Origin of the sequence: Streptomyces sp. GMY02 (genome assembly GCF_019056675.1) — a bacterium.
GTDB lineage: Bacteria > Actinomycetota > Actinomycetes > Streptomycetales > Streptomycetaceae > Streptomyces > Streptomyces odonnellii.
The window spans coordinates 5,022,699-5,037,847 of the sequence record NZ_CP077658.1 but is presented as its reverse complement, the minus strand read 5'-3'; the positions used below and the strand labels follow the sequence as shown (position 1 = coordinate 5,037,847).

Here is a 15,149-nt window from a genome sequence, read left to right as displayed (position 1 = left end):
GCCTCATACAAACGCATACGAGAGGTTTGTGATGTCTGGTGGGTGATGAGATGCCCGGAAAGGCGGCCCTGCGGAGCGAACTGCTCGCCGCGCGGCGCCTGCTGTCGAGTGAGGACGCCCGGCGCGCCGCGGCGGTTCTCGCGCGGCGCGCGCTGGAGCTGCCGGAGCTGGCCCGGGCCCGTACGGTCGCCGCGTATGTCTCCGTGGGGCGCGAACCCGGCACGCGCGCGCTGCTGGACGCGCTGCGCGCGCGGGGCGTACGGGTCCTGCTGCCGGTGCTGATGGCGGACAACGACCTCGACTGGGCGTTGTACGAGGGCGCGGAGCGGCTGGTACGGGCCGGGCGGGGGCTGCTGGAACCGGACGGTAAGCGGCTCGGCCCCGGTGCCGTCCTGGAGGCGGAGGTGGTGCTGCTGCCGGGCCTGGCGGTGGACGGGCGCGGTATGCGGCTGGGGCGCGGCGGCGGCTCGTACGACCGGGTGCTCGGCCGGCTGGAGCGGGCGGGGGCGGCACCGGCCCTGGCCGTCCTGCTGTACGACGGCGAGGTCGTCGAGCGGGTGCCGGCGGAGCCGCACGACCGTCCCGTACGGGCGGTGGTGACGCCCGGGGGCGTGCTGCGCTTCGGCACCGGGGACGCGCGCGTGCCGGACGGGCGGTGCCAGCACAGGAGCTGACACCGCCCGGTGTCCGAGGTCGCGTCCACCGCTACGGCGTCAGCGTGAGGGTGTCGGCGGTCGACTGCTCCACCGCGTTGACGCCGTAGGCCCAGTCGAGCAGCTCGCCCTTGGCCCACTTGCTCGTCTGGTCGGTGTAGTGCGCGCTGTACGCGTGGCCCGAGGCGCCCGTCAGATTGATCCAGCGGGACTTGTCCCAGTCGCCGACATTGACGACCATCCGCATCGACGGAACCCAGACGACCTCGTAGCCGCCCGCCGCGTTCCAGCCCGTCGCGTTGACCGCCGCCTCGCCGCCGCCGAGGTTCCACGGACCACGGTTGAGTATCCGCTTCAGGAAGCCGGGGCCGCTGGTGCCGAGGGTCTGGTTGTCCAGCGTGAGCTGGTGCAGCCGGCCCCAGGTCCAGCTCGACGTGTCCTTGCCGAGCTTGGCGGTCAGCTCCCAGCGGGCGTCGGCCATGGCGCGTTCGAGCAGCTTGTCGCGGGTCGTGGTGGCGGGCAGCTTGCGGCTGGCCGGGACGCTCCACCAGGCGTTGTCCTCGTCGTCGAGGATGCGCCGTACCACCTCGTACCAGCGGTCGCCGCCGTCCGGCTGCGCCGACGCGGGGTCGCGCTGGCCGCACTCCCGTATCACCTGGTCGAGGTCGTCCAGCGGGGCCGAGTCGTTGGCGGGGCGGACATTGAGGCACTGGCCCTTGACCCGTAGCTCCTTGGGCAGCTTGTTGCCGAAGGCCAGCTTGAGGACATTGCGCCAGACGGCGTTGAAGTAGGCGGCCGCGCCCGAGTCGGGTTCCTGGGTGTAGTCCCAGCCTTCGAGAAGCTTCTGCGCCTCGCGTACGGACGGGTCCTTGACGTTGATCTCCAGCAGGATCGGCATCAGCAGCTTGGCGATCTGGCTGCTGTTGTCCATCTGCATGGTCTGCATGTCGTCGGTCGAGATCTTCCCGCCGTCCTTGATCTTCGACTCGATGAGATCGTTGATCCGCTGGCTGCGGGCGCCGTAGCCCCAGTCCTCGGTGAACGGATACGGGTACTTCTTGGGGTCGACGACGGCCTGGTTGGCGGTGACGATGTAGCCGCGCTTGGGGTCGTACTCGTACGGCAACTGCTCGAAGGGGATGTACCCCTCCCACTGGTACTTCGGGTCCCAGCCGGGAGCCGGCATCCGGCCGTCGCCCTCGGCGCGGATCGGGATGCGGCCGGGCGCCTGGTAGCCGATGTGGCCCTTGGTGTCGGCGTAGATGAGGTTCTGCGAGGGGACCTCGAAGTGCTCGGCGGCCTTGCGGAACCCGGCGAAGTCCTTGGCCTTGTTCAGCTCGAAGACCGCGTCCATGGACTTGCCGGGCTGGAGCGCCGTCCACTGGAGCGAGACCGCGTAACCGTCGCCGCGGTCGGGGGCGACATCGCCGACCGGGGCCTTCTCGCCGACCTTCGCCAGCTCGGTGTCGCGGTCGGAGACCACCGGGCCGCGGTCGGTGGACCGCACGGTGATCGTCTTGCTCTTGCCGCCCGCGACCTTGATGGTCTCCTCGCGGGTCTTGAAGGGCTTCTCGCTGTCGCCGTACAGGTACGAGTCGCCGTCGACCTTCTCCAGGTAGAGGTCGGTCACATCGGCGCCGAGGTTGGTGAAGCCCCAGGCGATGTCCTGGTTGTGGCCGATTATGACGCCGGGCACCCCGGAGAAGGTGTAGCCCGCGACGTCGTACTGGCAGGTCTCCGAGACGCTGCGGCAGTGCAGGCCCATCTGGTACCAGAGCGAGGGGAGCTGCGGGGCGAGGTGCGGGTCGTTCGCGAGGAGCGGCTTCCCGGTGGTGGTGTAGCGGCCGGAGACGACCCAGGAGTTGGAGCCGATGCCGTCGCCGCTGGGGCCGAGGAGCGCGGGGATCTCGTCGAGGGTGCCGGAGAGGGCCTGGAGCTGGGAGCCGAAGTTCTCGGTGGCTTCCGAGGCGGTGGTGCCGGCGGCGGGGTCGGTGGTGCCGATGCCGGTACCCGCGCCGGAGCCGGTGCCGGTACCCGTGCCGGTGTCTGTACCCGTACCTGTGCCTGTGCCGTCGGTGCTCGAGTCGCCGGGGGCCGTGCTGGTGGGCTCGGCTTCGGGGTCGTACTTCTCGGTGGCCGGGTCGATCCCGCCCTCACTGACGACGGTCTTGTTCCGGTCGTACGGATACGGGGGGTACAGGTCGTCGATCTGCTTCTCGCTCAGCCGGCTCGTCAGCAGCGAGCGGTCTATCTCGTCCTGCATGTTGCCGCGCAGGTCCCAGGCCATCGCCTTGAGCCAGGCCACCGAGTCGACGGGGGTCCACTTCGCGGGCTTGTAGTCGTTGATGAAGTCGAGCGCCGCGTATTCGACCGAGATGTCCTTGCCGTCGCGGCCTTCGAGATAGGCGTTGACGCCGTCCGCGTACGCCTGGAGGTTCTTCTTGGTCTCCTCCGACAGCACGTCGTCGTACTCGCGCTGAGCCACCCCGCGCCAGTCGAGGGTGCGCAGGAAGGCATCGGTCTTGACCTGGCTCGCGCCGAACATCTCGGAGAGGCGCCCGGCGGTCATGTGCCGGCGGACGTCCATCTCCCAGAAGCGGTCCTGTGCCTGGACGAAGCCCTGGGCACGGAACAGGTCGGCGTCGCTGTTGGCGTAGATCTGCGGGACGCCGTAACTGTCACGCCGGACGTCCACGGGTCCTGAGAGGCCCTTGAGCTGGATCGATCCGGTCGTCTGGGGGAACGAGGCGCGGACGGTGCTGACGCCCCAGTACGAGCCGTAGCCGACACCCGCGACAAGCGCCAGCACCAGGACGATCACGATCAGACGGGCGCGTCGCCCCTTCTTTTTGACGGAAGGGGGGCTGTGTTGGCGGGCATCGCTGTCCTTCGAGGGGCAGGGTGGTCCTGGAATGCTGGAGCAACCATAGGCGCAGGCGTTCCCAGGCCCCGACGCGGTGTCATGTAGTGCGACTCATCGAACGATCACAGAAGGATACAAGCGGGATTCATGCCGAGTTGACACCGGTTTCCGGGGGCGAGCGCGACGGCTTTCGGGTGCGAGCACGACGGTTTCCGGGTGCGAGCGCGACGCAGATCACATCCGAGCCCGCCTGAAACTCGCACTGACAATCGAAGGCGTCAAGAAAACGTTAAAGATTAGGTAAGGTAACGAAGTACCGGCCGCCGGAGGAACGATCCGGCGTGCGCGAGGGGAAGGATCGGCCGCTGACTGTCCACCAGCTCAATGAACTCCTGCTCGTCAGCTCACTCGTGCTGCTGATCGCGGTCGCGGCCGTACGGATCTCCTCCCGGAGCGGCCTCCCCAGCCTGCTGCTCTACCTCGGAATCGGGGTGGTCATAGGGCAGGACGGGATCTTCCATGTCAAGTTCGACAACGCCGGGCTGACCCAGGTCATCGGCTACGCGGCCCTGGTCGTGATCCTCGCCGAGGGCGGTCTCGGCACCAAGTGGAAAGAGGTGCGGCCGGCGCTGCCCGCCGCTGCCGCGCTGTCGACCGTGGGGGTCGGGGTGAGCGTCGGGGTGACCGCCGCCGCCGCGTACTACCTGGTCGGCCTGGAATGGCGGCAGGCGCTGATCATCGGCGCGGTCGTCTCCTCGACGGACGCGGCCGCGGTCTTCTCCGTGCTGCGCAAGGTGCCGCTGCCGTCCCGGGTAACCGGGGCGCTGGAGGCCGAGTCGGGCTTCAATGACGCCCCTGTGGTGATCATCGTGGTCGCGCTCTCGGCATCGGGGCCGGTCGAGCACTGGTACGTACTCGTCGGCGTGATCGCGCTCGAACTCGCCATCGGCGCGTGCATCGGGCTCGCGGTGGGCTTCGCGGGCGCCTACGGACTGCGGCATGTGGCCCTGCCCGCCTCCGGGCTCTACCCGATCGCGGTGATGGCCATCGCGGTCTCGGCGTACGCGCTCGGTGCCACGGCGCACGGCAGCGGCTTCCTCGCCGTCTATGTCACCTCGGTGATCCTCGGGAACTCCAAACTGCCGCACGCCCCGGCCAACCGCGGCTTCGCGGAGGGGCTCGGCTGGATCGCGCAGATCGGTATGTTCGTGCTGCTCGGACTGCTGGTGACCCCGCACGAACTGGGCGACGACTTCCTGCCCGCGCTGATCGTCGGCCTTGTCCTGACGGTGGTGGCCCGGCCGCTGGCCGTGGTGGTCAGCCTGCTGCCGTTCCGTATCCCCTGGCAGGAACGGGCACTGATGTCGTGGGCCGGGCTGCGCGGCGCGGTGCCCATCATCCTGTCGACCATCCCCATGGTGTCGCAGATCGAGGGCAGCCTGCGGATCTTCAACATCGTCTTCATCCTGGTCGTCGTGTACACGCTGGTGCAAGGGCCGACGCTGCCCTGGCTGGCCAAGGCGCTGCGGCTCGGCGACTCCGCCGAGGCCGCCGACCTGGGCATCGAGTCGGCGCCGCTGGAACGGCTGCGCGGCCATCTGCTCTCCGTGGCGATCCCCCCGCGGTCGAAGATGCACGGCGTGGAGGTCGGCGAACTGCGGCTGCCTTCGGGGTCCGCGGTGACCCTGGTCGTACGGGAGGGCAAGAGCTTCGTACCGTCGCCCTCGACCGTGCTGCGCCGGGGCGACGAACTGCTGGTGGTGGCCACGGATCCGGTACGCGACGCGGCGGAACGGCGCCTGCGGGCAGTCGGCCAGGGCGGAAAGCTGGCCGGATGGCTGGGCACGGGCTCGTCGGGATCGGGGTCGGGGGCGGGCTCGGGATCGGGGTCCGGGTCGGGGTCCTCCTCGGGGAGTGGTACGGAGACGGGTGCGGGGGTCGGCGGACGGTCGGGGTAGTCGGGGTACTGGTGCGGGTGACGGGCTGGGCGATGGTCCGGATTACGGTTGGCGGGCTGGCGCGGGTGACGGGCGGGGCAGCGGTCCGGATGACGGGCGGGGCAATGTCCCCGGGGGCGTAATCGCAGGCGTACGGTCCTAGCGCCTGGCCATTCCCAGGGGGCTGGTTTCCCGTACCTGTACGATGAAGGCGCACCTGACTGATCGACCACCTCTGCCTGACGCAGGGCTGGCGCGACCGTATGGCGGCCGTGGCGTTCCCCTCCGTGGGCCCTGGTATCTACCGCAGTTCCGCGCAAGAGGACAGCCCTCGGCTGCCCCCGTACCCCCGGGGCGCGCTACCAGGCGGCAGAAAGGCAAGGGCCGTGTCCCGCAACACGGTCGGCACCGACGCACCGCCCAGGGGCAGCGCCCCGAGCCGCCCCGGCTACGGGCAACTCCTCCGCACACCAGGCGCCTGGACATTCCTCCTCCCTGGCTTCGCCGCCCGGCAGCCCTTCGCGATGCTGACGATCGGCATCGTCCTGCTGGTCCGGCACACCACCGGTTCGTACGGCAGCGCCGGAGCCGTCGCCGCGGTCACCGGCGTCTCCATGGCTCTCTTCGCACCGAGAAGCGGCAGGCTGGCGGACCGGTTCGGACAGCGCGCGGTCCTGGTACCGGGCGTACTGGTCCACACCGGCTCGGCGGTGGCGCTCACCGCACTCGCCCTGGCGCACGCCCCTCTGTGGGCACTGTTCGCCGCGGCCGTCCCCACCGGCGCCTCCGTCCCGCAGATCGGCCCCATGGTCCGGGCCCGCTGGGCCGCTCTGCTGGGCACCGGGTCCGGTCCAGCGGGCCAGGCGCGCATCGAATCGGGGACAGGCTCCACGGACACTTCGTCCGCTTCGGATGCTGCCTCGTCTCCCTCCTCCCTCTCCTCCTTGCTGCCGACCGCGGCGGCCTTCGAGTCCGTGACGGACGAGTTCACCTTTGTCATCGGGCCCGTGCTCGCGACCGCGCTGTGCACCGGCGTCCACCCGGCGGCCGGACTGATCGCCGAAGCCGCGCTCACCCTGGCCGGCGGACTGCTCTTCGCCGCCCAGCACGGGACACAGCCAAGGACCGCCCGGCACGAGGCGGGCGCCCCGGCAGAGCGCGGCCGGTCCGCGCTGTCCGTGCCCGGGGTACGGGTACTGGCCGTGGCCTTCCTCGGTATCGGTTCCGTCTTCGGCGGTATGCAGGTCTCGCTGACGGCGTTCACCGAGGAGATCGGTGCCCCCGGAATGAACGGTGTGCTGTACGGGATCTTCGCCGCCGGCAATATGCTCGCCGGAATCGTGTGCGGCGCCATCGCCTGGAAGACCGGTCCCCGCCGCAGGCTCATAGCGGGATATTCGGGACTGACATTGGTCGCCTCCTCTCTGTGGTCGGTGCACTCGGTGCCGCTCCTCGCCGGGCTCGGCCTGCTGGTCGGGCTCTGTATCGCACCCGCCCTGATCACCGGCTACACACTGGTCGAGTCGCTCGTGCCCGCTTCGGTCCGCACCGAGGCCTTCACTTGGCTGACCGGCGCGGTCGCGCTGGGCCAGGCCGCGGCAGTGACCGTCGCGGGACAGCTCGCCGACGCCCATGGCGCGAGCGCCGGATTCGCCGTCCCGCTCATCGGTACGGTGGCTGCTCTAGCCACCCTGGTACTACTGCGTTCGCGGCTGGCCCCGAAGCACCCGGAACGGGTCGCCGCGCGTGGGATGAGTCACCGCGTTCCGATGGCAGTGGACTGATCGCGCGGAATACGTCACTATGGAGCGTCGTTAGCACTCATTGAGTGAGAGTGCCAGGAGGAGCAAGTGCCGACCTATCAGTACCAGTGCACCGAGTGCGGCGAGGGCCTTGAGGCGGTGCAGAAGTTCACCGATGACGCCCTTACCGTCTGCCCGAATTGCCAGGGACGCCTGAAGAAGGTGTTCTCCGCGGTCGGCATCGTCTTCAAGGGCTCCGGTTTCTACCGCAACGACAGCCGTGGCTCGTCGTCGGGCAGCGCCCCCGCTTCGGCGAACTCGTCGGGCTCGGCCTCCTCGGGTACGAAGTCGTCCTCGTCGTCTGAGTCCAAGACCACGGCGTCGGCCTCCTCCTCGACCTCCGGTTCCTCCGCGTCGGGTTCGGGTTCCAGCTCTGGTTCCTCGGCGTCGAGCGGCAGCTCCAGCGGCTCGTCGGCCGCCTGATCCCGCGTCGTCCTCTTCTCTCGCAGGGCCCCGCCGCATCCCGCGGCCGGGGTCCTTCGTGTATGCCGCGGACGGCACGGCTACTGTGATCGGATGGCGAACGCAGAGATCGGCGTGATCGGTGGCTCGGGCTTCTACTCCTTTCTGGAGGATGTGACCGAGGTCCAGGTGGACACTCCGTACGGACCGCCCAGTGACTCCCTTTTCCTCGGCGAGATCGCGGGCCGGCAGGTCGCGTTCCTGCCCCGGCACGGCCGCTCGCACGGCCTGGCCCCGCACCGCATCAACTACCGCGCCAACCTGTGGGCACTGCGCTCCGTCGGTGTGAAGCAGGTACTGGGCCCGTGCGCCGTGGGCGGGCTGCGGCCGGAGTACGGGCCGGGCACGCTGCTCGTACCCGACCAGCTCGTGGACCGCACCAAGGCGCGGACACAGACCTACTACGACGGGGTACCGCTGCCGGACGGCAGCGCGTCCAAGGTCGTCCATATCTCGCTCGCCGACCCGTACTGTCCCGAGGGGCGCGGGGCGGCACTGGCGGCGGCGCGCCGGCACGGCTGGGAGCCGGTGGACGGCGGGACACTCGTGGTCATCGAGGGTCCGCGCTTCTCGACGCGAGCCGAGTCCCGGTGGCATGCGGCGATGGGCTGGTCGGTGGTCGGGATGACCGGGCACCCCGAAGCCGTACTCGCTCGTGAACTGGGCCTGTGCTACACCTCCATGACACTTGTGACGGATCTGGACGCGGGGGCGGAGACCGGAGAGGGGGTATCCCACGAGGAGGTCCTCAGGGTCTTCGCCGCGAATGTCGACCGGCTGCGCACCGTGCTCTTCGACGCAGTGGCGGGACTGCAGCCGAGTGGGACGCGCGACTGTCTCTGCTCGCATGCGCTGGACGGGATCGACACCGGGCTCAAACTGCCCTGATCACGGGTTGCCCCAGGCCTCCGCGAACCATGCGCGGAGAAACGGGATTTGAGCGGGCGAACGCCTGAACCACTCGTGCGGGTGGCGGAGTTGTCCACAACCGCCAGGTGATCCACAGGTTCCGGCGGGATCGTGCCGGACCGTGGATCGTGGGGAGCGATCGAAGAAACTCCTCACGTCAGGCGGTGTTCGCCATGTCTCATTCCTTCTCGCACAATTCGTGCGATCCGTCCCCCTGCTTCCTCTTCTTCTCCTTCTCGCTCGACCGCTTCTCCCCCATCCTCGCCCCTTCCCCTTTCTTCCCCTTCTCTCCTTTCTCCCCTTCCGCCTCCCGCCGCACCGGAGCCGCGCGGTGTGCCGCCGTTCGGTCCGCTGCGGGTGCGCCGTTCCGGGCAGCGGCTGCGCCGGGCCCTGCTCAGGCAGCGCCGTGCGACCGCGGCCGGTCTTGCCATGACGGCCGCCGCGCTGGCCGCCACCGGGGCGAGCGGGGCGGTCGGTGCCGCGGCCGACGCGGACGCCCGTGCGGAGGCCGCGGCCGGTGCCGTGGCCGCGTCGCCGCCACCGGCATCGGCTTCGTCCGGGCGACAACCCACGGAGCACCGGGGGCGGATGGTGTCCGCGGCGGTCCGTATCGCCGACGCGGAGACGGTCCGGCTGCTGCGGCGGGGCGATCTGGTCGATGTGATCGCGACCGCCGCGATCCCGCCGGGGCCGGCGGGAGTGGCGGACGCGGGACCGGAGGCACGGGTGGTGGCGAGCGGGGTCCGGGTGGCCGAAATCCCCGAGGCACATGAGATCTCCTCGGAAACCGGGGCACTGGTCGTGCTGTCCGTGCCACGTGCCACCGCCACGGCACTGGCGGGAGCGAGTATCACTTCACGGCTGGCGGTGACGGTGTGCTGAGCCGGTGGCTGCTGGGCCTTCTGCGGCGGGTCCGGGGTGTACTGAGTCGCACTGGCGAACTGTGGCGTCGCCTGATCGCGTATGCGGATTGGACAGCGCGGGCACGCGCCGCCTTAGGTTGCGGAGCAGATTGTCAGTCCAACCGCACATGTGAAGAAGGGCTCACTCGTGAGCAAGGAGAAAGAGAGCGTGCTGGCGGGCTTCAAGGCCTTCCTGATGCGCGGCAATGTGATCGACCTCGCGGTCGCGGTGGTCATCGGCACCGCCTTCACCAATGTCGTGAACTCGGTCGTCAAGGGCCTCATCAACCCGGTGGTCGGCGCGTTCGGCACCAAGGATCTGAACAAGTACAGCTCGTGTCTCAAATCGCCCTGCGAGACGAACGCGGCGGGCGAGGTCGTCACCGGCATTCCGATCATGTGGGGCACGGTGCTGAGCGCGACCCTGACCTTTCTGATCACGGCGGCGGTCGTCTACTTCCTGATGGTCCTGCCGATGGCCAGGTATCTCGCCAGGCGGGCCAGGCAGCAGGCAGCCAACGAAGAGGTTCAGGAGGTCGTCGAGGTCAGCGAGCTGGAGGTGCTGAAGGAGATCAGGGACGCCCTGGTCGCGCAGCGCACCGTGCCGGGGCAAAACACTCCGTAACGGCCCTGACGGCCGACGTCGGCAGCGGCGCTCAGAGGTGGTGGGGCGGCTTCTCGTCCAGGAACCGGGCCAGATCCGCGGCGCTGTCGCCGCCACCCGCGGGCCGCTCTCCCCAGCCGCTGTCCGTGTCGTCCGAGGACTGCTGGTCCAGCGGATCGTCGAAGATCAACGCCGGTCGGGGCCGGGGCGCCCGGGGACGGGTGGGCGGCGACGGCTCCGTGGCCGGCGGCTCGGGGGTGGGGGCGGTGCTCATACCCCCAGGGTACGGGGGTGCGGTCCGCGCCGGGATATGCGAGGCGGCCGGGCCGGACCCGCCCTTCCCGGCCCCCGGCGGGCGCCTCAGGGGCCCGCGAGCCGCCTCTCCGGACTGCCGGCCGCATGAAGTCGAACGGCGCGGCAGGGGGCCTCCTCCGCGCGGCCGCGCCCGGCCATGCGGAGCCCACCGGGGCACGGCTTCGTCAAGGCGGTCGCAGGGCGTGGGCCCGATGGTCACGGGTTCACGCCTCGGTGCCCGTGCGGTACGGCCGACTCGTACCGTACGGGTCGGCGGTGGGGTCGATCGCCTGTACGTTCGTCACGTCCTGGGCGGTTCTCGTCGCGGGGCTGGTGGCGACGGTGGCGGCGGGGTCGGGGTGACGCTCGTGGCCTCCTCAGGAACGCGTGGTACGGATGGGGTTCATGGCAATCAATGACGCACTGACCGATGTGGCGGGTCTGCGGGTCGGACACGCCCGGGTGGCAGGGGACCGTGCGCTCACCGGCACCACGGTCGTCCTCGCCCCACAGGGCGGGGTGGTGGCCGCGGTGGACGTGCGGGGCGGCGGCCCGGCCACCCGGGAGACCGATGCCCTCGACCCGCGCAATATCGTCCAGCGCGTCGACGCGGTCGTGCTGACGGGCGGCAGCGCGTACGGACTCGACTCGGCGTCCGGTGTGGTCGCTTGGCTGGAGGAGCGCCGACGGGGCATCCGGGTCGGTCCCGGCCCGGACCAGGTGGTGCCGGTCGTCCCGGCGGCCGGTGTCTTCGACCTGGGGCGCGGCGGGGACTGGCGGATACGCCCGGACGCGGCGACGGGGCGAGCGGCGGTGGAGGCGGCGGCCCGTTCGGCGAGCGGGGCACCGGTCGCGGAGGGCGGAGTGGGCGCGGGGACGGGCGCCCTCGTCGGCCCCCTCAAGGGCGGGATCGGTACGGCGAGCACGGTCCTTGACTCCGGCATCACCGTGGCGGCCCTGGTCGTAGCGAACGCGGCGGGCTCGGCGGTGGATCCGCTCACGGGTGTGCTGTACGGGCGCTACTTCAGCGGGCGTACGGAATATCCGGCGCCGGAGGTCCATGTGGCGGCGCAACTGCGCCTGGCCGAGCTGCGCGAGCGGCAGGGTCCGGCGCCGCTCAACACCACGCTCGCCGTCGTCGCCACCGATGCCGAACTGTCCCGACCCCAGGCGCAAAAGCTCGCGGGGACGGCGCACGACGGTATCGCGCGCGCCGTCCGTCCGGTTCATCTGCTCAACGACGGGGACACGGTTTTTGCCCTGTCGACAGGCGGACGGGCCCTCACCGAGGGGGATCCGCTCGCCCTCAACGAAGTGCTGGCGGCCGGTGCGGACGTCGTGACCAGGGCGATCGTACGGGCCGTCAGCGCGGCGAAGAGCGTCCGGGGGCCCGGCGGGACGTTCTTCTCGTACAGCGAGCTGTACGGCCTCGACTGACCGGCGCGGAGGCCGAGTTGGCGGGGGGCGCACGGGAACTTCGCGTACGCCCCCTTCGTTTTCCCAAACCTGGGACGCAATGTCAGCCCTAGGCGCTACGTTATGCAATCACCAAGTGACATGTGGCGACGGCCTGGAGACCCATCTTGAACGATCCTCACGAGACAACCGAGACGCACCTCGAGCGACTCCTGGGTCGGGCACTCAACTCCTTCGACCTGCCCGACGCACTGGTCGAAAAGCTCGGCCACGCGCTGGCGCACGCCAGCTCGCTGTGTTCCGCGCACCACAGTGCGGGGCTGCACCGCGAGACCTACCGGCACACCTTCCTGCTCCGCGACGGCAGTTCGCTCACCCTGTGGGAGCTGGTGCACAACACCGGCCGGGACGGGGCACGGCTGCACGAGCTGTACGCGGAAGAGTCCGAGGTGCGGCTCGCCGCGGCCCGGCTCAGCCATCCCAGCAGTCCCGAGGCGGCGCGGTCGGCCGTCGACGGACCCGACGGACCGCCCTTGGTCTCCGGGCCCGACGAGGTGCCGTCCGAGGGCAGAGCGCCCGTGGACGATGCCGCGGCCGGTCTGCTCGCGGAGCTGGAGTCCGAGCGCACCGCCGAGATCGACGCCCATCTCGCCCTGCTCCGCGGGCTGCGGGCGCTGCCTCAGGCGCCGAGGCCCCGGCAGTACTTCCCGGACAACTCCCCCGACCACGCGCGCCGGGTGCTGCGCCGGGCGGAGAACGCCGACCGGCCCGGCGAGGCGACCGCGCGACTGCTGCAGACGGCTTTCGCGCACCACATCACCCAGGTCTTCGGCCGGCAGTGCCAGGTCGAGGGCAAGGACGCGGGATTCATGCTCTACGAGCACGCGTTCCTTCTGATCGACGGCAGCGAGATGAGCCTCTGGGAGGTGGAGCACACGGCGACACCGGACGGCCGCCACATGTGCGAGGTGTACGAGTCGGAGAGCACCGCGCGCGAGGCCATGGAGCTCCGCGCGCGGGTGCTGTGAGGTGACTCGGGGAGGGAGTGTCGAACGGCCGCCAGGGGTGGGCGGTCGTACGACAGGGGGAAACGGGTTCAGACAGCCGCCGGGACCTTGGGGTCGGGTCCGGCTCCGGCGGCGCCCGTCGCCCCGGGTGCGGCTGCGTCGGCCGCGTCGTCAGGGCCGGGGGCTCCTTCGCCCTGGTCGGGGTGGCCCGTCTTCCGGGCTCCCTTGAGCAGGACGACCAGGCAGGTGCTCACCGCCGTACCGACCGCGATGGCGAGCAGATAGAGGAACGGATCGCCGATCAGCGGGATCACGAAGATGCCGCCGTGGGGTGCCCGGAGGGTGCACTCGAAGAGCATCGACAGCCCGCCGGTCACCGCGCCGCCCACCATCGCCGACGGGATCACCCGTAGCGGGTCGGCGGCGGCGAAGGGGATCGCGCCCTCGGTGATGAAGGAGGCACCGAGTACCCAGGCGGCCTTGCCGTTCTCCCGTTCGGCACGGGTGAACAGCTTGCCGCGTACGGTCGTGGCCAGCGCCATCGCGAGCGGCGGGACCATGCCCGCGGCCATCACGGCGGCCATGACCTTGAGGCTGCCCTCGTTGGGGTTGGCGAGACCGCCGACGGCGAAGGCGTAGGCGACCTTGTTCAGGGGGCCGCCCAGGTCGAAGCACATCATCAGGCCGAGAACGACGCCCAGGATGATCGCGTTGGCGCCGGAGAGGCCGGAGAGCCAGTCGGTGAGTGCCTTCTGGAGTGAGGCTATGGGCTTGCCGACCACCAGGAACATCAGAAAGCCGACGACCGCCGAGGAGACCAGGGGGATCACGACAACCGGCATGATGCCCCGCAACGGGGCGGGCACGCCCACCCGCTGAATGGCCATCACGGTGCCGCCCGCGATCAGACCGGCGGCCAGACCGCCGAGGAAGCCCGCGTTGATGGTGAGGGCGATGGAGCCGCCGACAAAGCCCGGTACGAGACCGGGGCGGTCGGCCATCCCATACGCGATATAGCCCGCGAGGACAGGCACGAGGAAGCTGAAGGCCAGACCGCCGATCTGGAACAGCAGGGCCGCCCAGCTCGTGTGGTCGGTCCAGACGAAGTGTTCGGCGACGGAGGGAGCCTTGTTGATGGTGTAGCCGCCTATGGCGAAGCCGAGGGCGATGAGAAGCCCGCCCGCGGCCACGAACGGAACCATGTAACTGACCCCGGACATCAGCCACTTGCGCAGCTTGGTGCCGTACCCCTCGCCGGGATCGCCTGCGTTGTCCACGGGTGTGCCGGGAGAGCCCTCGCCACGCCCGGCGGCCGGGGCGGTGATCTCGCCGCGCTGGACCTTGCCCCGCACCTCGGCGATCAGTTCGGCGGGGCGGTTGATACCGGCCTTGACGCCGACATCGACAGTGGGCTTGCCCGCGAACCGGTCCTTCTCCCGTACCGGCACATCATGGGCGAAGATCACGCCGTCCGCGGCGGCGATGACAGCGGGGTCGAGCCGGGTGAATCCGGCGGACCCCTGAGGCTCGACGACCACCTCGACACCGGCGTGCCGACCGGCCTTCTCCAGGGCCTCGGCGGCCATATAGGTGTGCGCGATACCGGTGGGGCAGGAGGTGACAGCAACAATCCGGAAGACACGGTCGGCGGCGGGAGCGTCCGGCTCGGAGGCGGAAACGGGGACGTCCGGCCCGGTCTCGGGCCCGGCTTCGGCTTCGGCCTGAGTCGCGGCACCGGCCTCAGCCCCGGCCCCGGCGCCAACTCCGGTGCCGGTACCGCCCGTCGGCTCGGCCGTAACGGCCTCCGGCTCGGGGGTGCCGGGTTCAGTGCCGACGGGCTCGCTGTCACCGCTGATCAGGGATGCCGTCGCTGTGGGATCCGTGGCCGTGCGCAGGGCCGTGGTAAAGTCCTCGTTCATCAGACGGCGGGCCAAGGCTGAGAGGATGGTCAGGTGCGCGTCGTCGGCGCCAGCCGGGGCCGCGATGAGGAAGATCAGGTCGGCCGGACCGTCCGGGGCACCGAAGTCGATGCCCCGCGCCGAGCGGCCGAAGGCCAGGGTGGCTTCGGTCACATGAGCGCTCCGGCAGTGCGGGATGCCGATCCCGCCGTCGAGGCCGGTGGGCATCTGCGCCTCGCGCGCGGCCACATCGGCGAGAAACCCGTCCAGGTCGGTGACCCGGCCCCGGGTCACCATCCGCTCGGCCAGCGAGCGGGCCGCGGCTTCCTTTGTCTCGGCGGCCAGGTCGAGGTCGACCAGGTCCGCGGTGATCAACTCGCTCATCGCGGGCTCCTTCGCTCG

12 protein-coding genes are annotated in these 15,149 nt (G+C 70.4%); 9 read left to right on the top strand and 3 right to left on the bottom strand.

Annotated elements, in window-relative coordinates; genetic code table 11:
* Positions 1–50: 50 nt before the first annotated feature.
* Positions 51–674: a 5-formyltetrahydrofolate cyclo-ligase gene (locus KQY30_RS21335; RefSeq protein WP_217311213.1), complete on the top strand. Its 624-nt coding sequence runs from the start codon at positions 51–53 to the stop codon at positions 672–674.
* A gap of 31 nt (positions 675–705) precedes the next feature.
* Here the strand turns inward: KQY30_RS21335 and KQY30_RS21330 are convergent, their stop codons facing one another.
* The gene (locus tag KQY30_RS21330) at positions 706–3,474 is read right to left on the bottom strand and encodes a penicillin acylase family protein (protein ID WP_217308216.1); all 2,769 of its coding nucleotides are present in this window, start codon (positions 3,472–3,474) and stop codon (positions 706–708) included.
* A 407-nt stretch (positions 3,475–3,881) separates the two neighbouring features.
* Between KQY30_RS21330 and KQY30_RS21325 the strand changes: the two genes are divergently transcribed.
* The 6 genes from KQY30_RS21325 to mscL all read left to right on the top strand — a co-directional run bounded on the left by KQY30_RS21325 (position 3,882) and on the right by mscL (position 10,153).
* A complete protein-coding gene (locus tag KQY30_RS21325) occupies positions 3,882–5,474 on the top strand; it encodes a potassium/proton antiporter (protein WP_254407644.1) in 1,593 nt (530 codons plus the stop codon).
* 365 nt (positions 5,475–5,839) lie between these two features.
* Positions 5,840–7,237, top strand: a complete 1,398-nt coding sequence (locus KQY30_RS21320; protein WP_254407257.1) for an MFS transporter — start codon at positions 5,840–5,842, stop codon at positions 7,235–7,237.
* Between the two features lie 66 nt (positions 7,238–7,303).
* Positions 7,304–7,678, top strand: coding sequence for an FmdB family zinc ribbon protein (locus KQY30_RS21315; protein WP_217308213.1), 375 nt, complete (start codon positions 7,304–7,306; stop codon positions 7,676–7,678).
* 93 nt (positions 7,679–7,771) lie between these two features.
* Entirely contained in the window at positions 7,772–8,605 is an 834-nt protein-coding gene (locus KQY30_RS21310; protein WP_217308212.1) for an S-methyl-5'-thioadenosine phosphorylase, read from the top strand.
* A 354-nt stretch (positions 8,606–8,959) separates the two neighbouring features.
* On the top strand, positions 8,960–9,508 hold the full coding sequence (locus tag KQY30_RS21305; protein ID WP_217308211.1) for a hypothetical protein: 549 nt from the start codon (positions 8,960–8,962) through the stop codon (positions 9,506–9,508).
* A 168-nt stretch (positions 9,509–9,676) separates the two neighbouring features.
* Entirely contained in the window at positions 9,677–10,153 is a 477-nt protein-coding gene (gene mscL, locus KQY30_RS21300; RefSeq protein WP_217308210.1) for a large conductance mechanosensitive channel protein MscL, read from the top strand.
* A gap of 31 nt (positions 10,154–10,184) precedes the next feature.
* Here mscL and KQY30_RS21295 read toward each other — a convergent pair whose 3' ends face one another.
* Complete coding sequence (locus KQY30_RS21295; RefSeq protein ID WP_217308209.1) at positions 10,185–10,406, bottom strand: hypothetical protein; 222 nt, start codon at positions 10,404–10,406, stop codon at positions 10,185–10,187.
* 425 nt (positions 10,407–10,831) lie between these two features.
* Here KQY30_RS21295 and KQY30_RS21290 point away from each other — a divergent pair, with 425 nt between their 5' ends.
* Both KQY30_RS21290 and KQY30_RS21285 read left to right on the top strand, forming a co-directional pair.
* Positions 10,832–11,863: a P1 family peptidase gene (locus KQY30_RS21290; RefSeq protein WP_217308208.1), complete on the top strand. Its 1,032-nt coding sequence runs from the start codon at positions 10,832–10,834 to the stop codon at positions 11,861–11,863.
* 146 nt (positions 11,864–12,009) lie between these two features.
* Complete coding sequence (locus KQY30_RS21285; RefSeq protein ID WP_217308207.1) at positions 12,010–12,870, top strand: DUF6227 family protein; 861 nt, start codon at positions 12,010–12,012, stop codon at positions 12,868–12,870.
* Positions 12,871–12,938: 68 nt separating this feature from the next.
* Here KQY30_RS21285 and KQY30_RS21280 read toward each other — a convergent pair whose 3' ends face one another.
* Positions 12,939–15,131 carry a fructose-specific PTS transporter subunit EIIC gene (locus KQY30_RS21280; protein WP_217308206.1) on the bottom strand — a complete coding sequence of 731 codons (2,193 nt, stop codon included), beginning with the start codon at positions 15,129–15,131 and terminating at the stop codon, positions 12,939–12,941.
* Positions 15,132–15,149: the final 18 nt, after the last annotated feature.

Bases quoted from the DNA above. Each gene is read 5' to 3' on its own strand.
- KQY30_RS21335 (WP_217311213.1), top strand. From the start codon at position 51: ATGCCCGGAAAGGCGGCCCTGCGGAGCGAACTGCTCGCCGCGCGGCGC.
- KQY30_RS21310 (WP_217308212.1), top strand. From the start codon at position 7,772: ATGGCGAACGCAGAGATCGGCGTGATCGGTGGCTCGGGCTTCTACTCC.
- KQY30_RS21295 (WP_217308209.1), bottom strand. From the start codon at position 10,406: ATGAGCACCGCCCCCACCCCCGAGCCGCCGGCCACGGAGCCGTCGCCG.
- KQY30_RS21290 (WP_217308208.1), top strand. From the start codon at position 10,832: ATGGCAATCAATGACGCACTGACCGATGTGGCGGGTCTGCGGGTCGGA.
- KQY30_RS21280 (WP_217308206.1), bottom strand. From the start codon at position 15,131: ATGAGCGAGTTGATCACCGCGGACCTGGTCGACCTCGACCTGGCCGCC.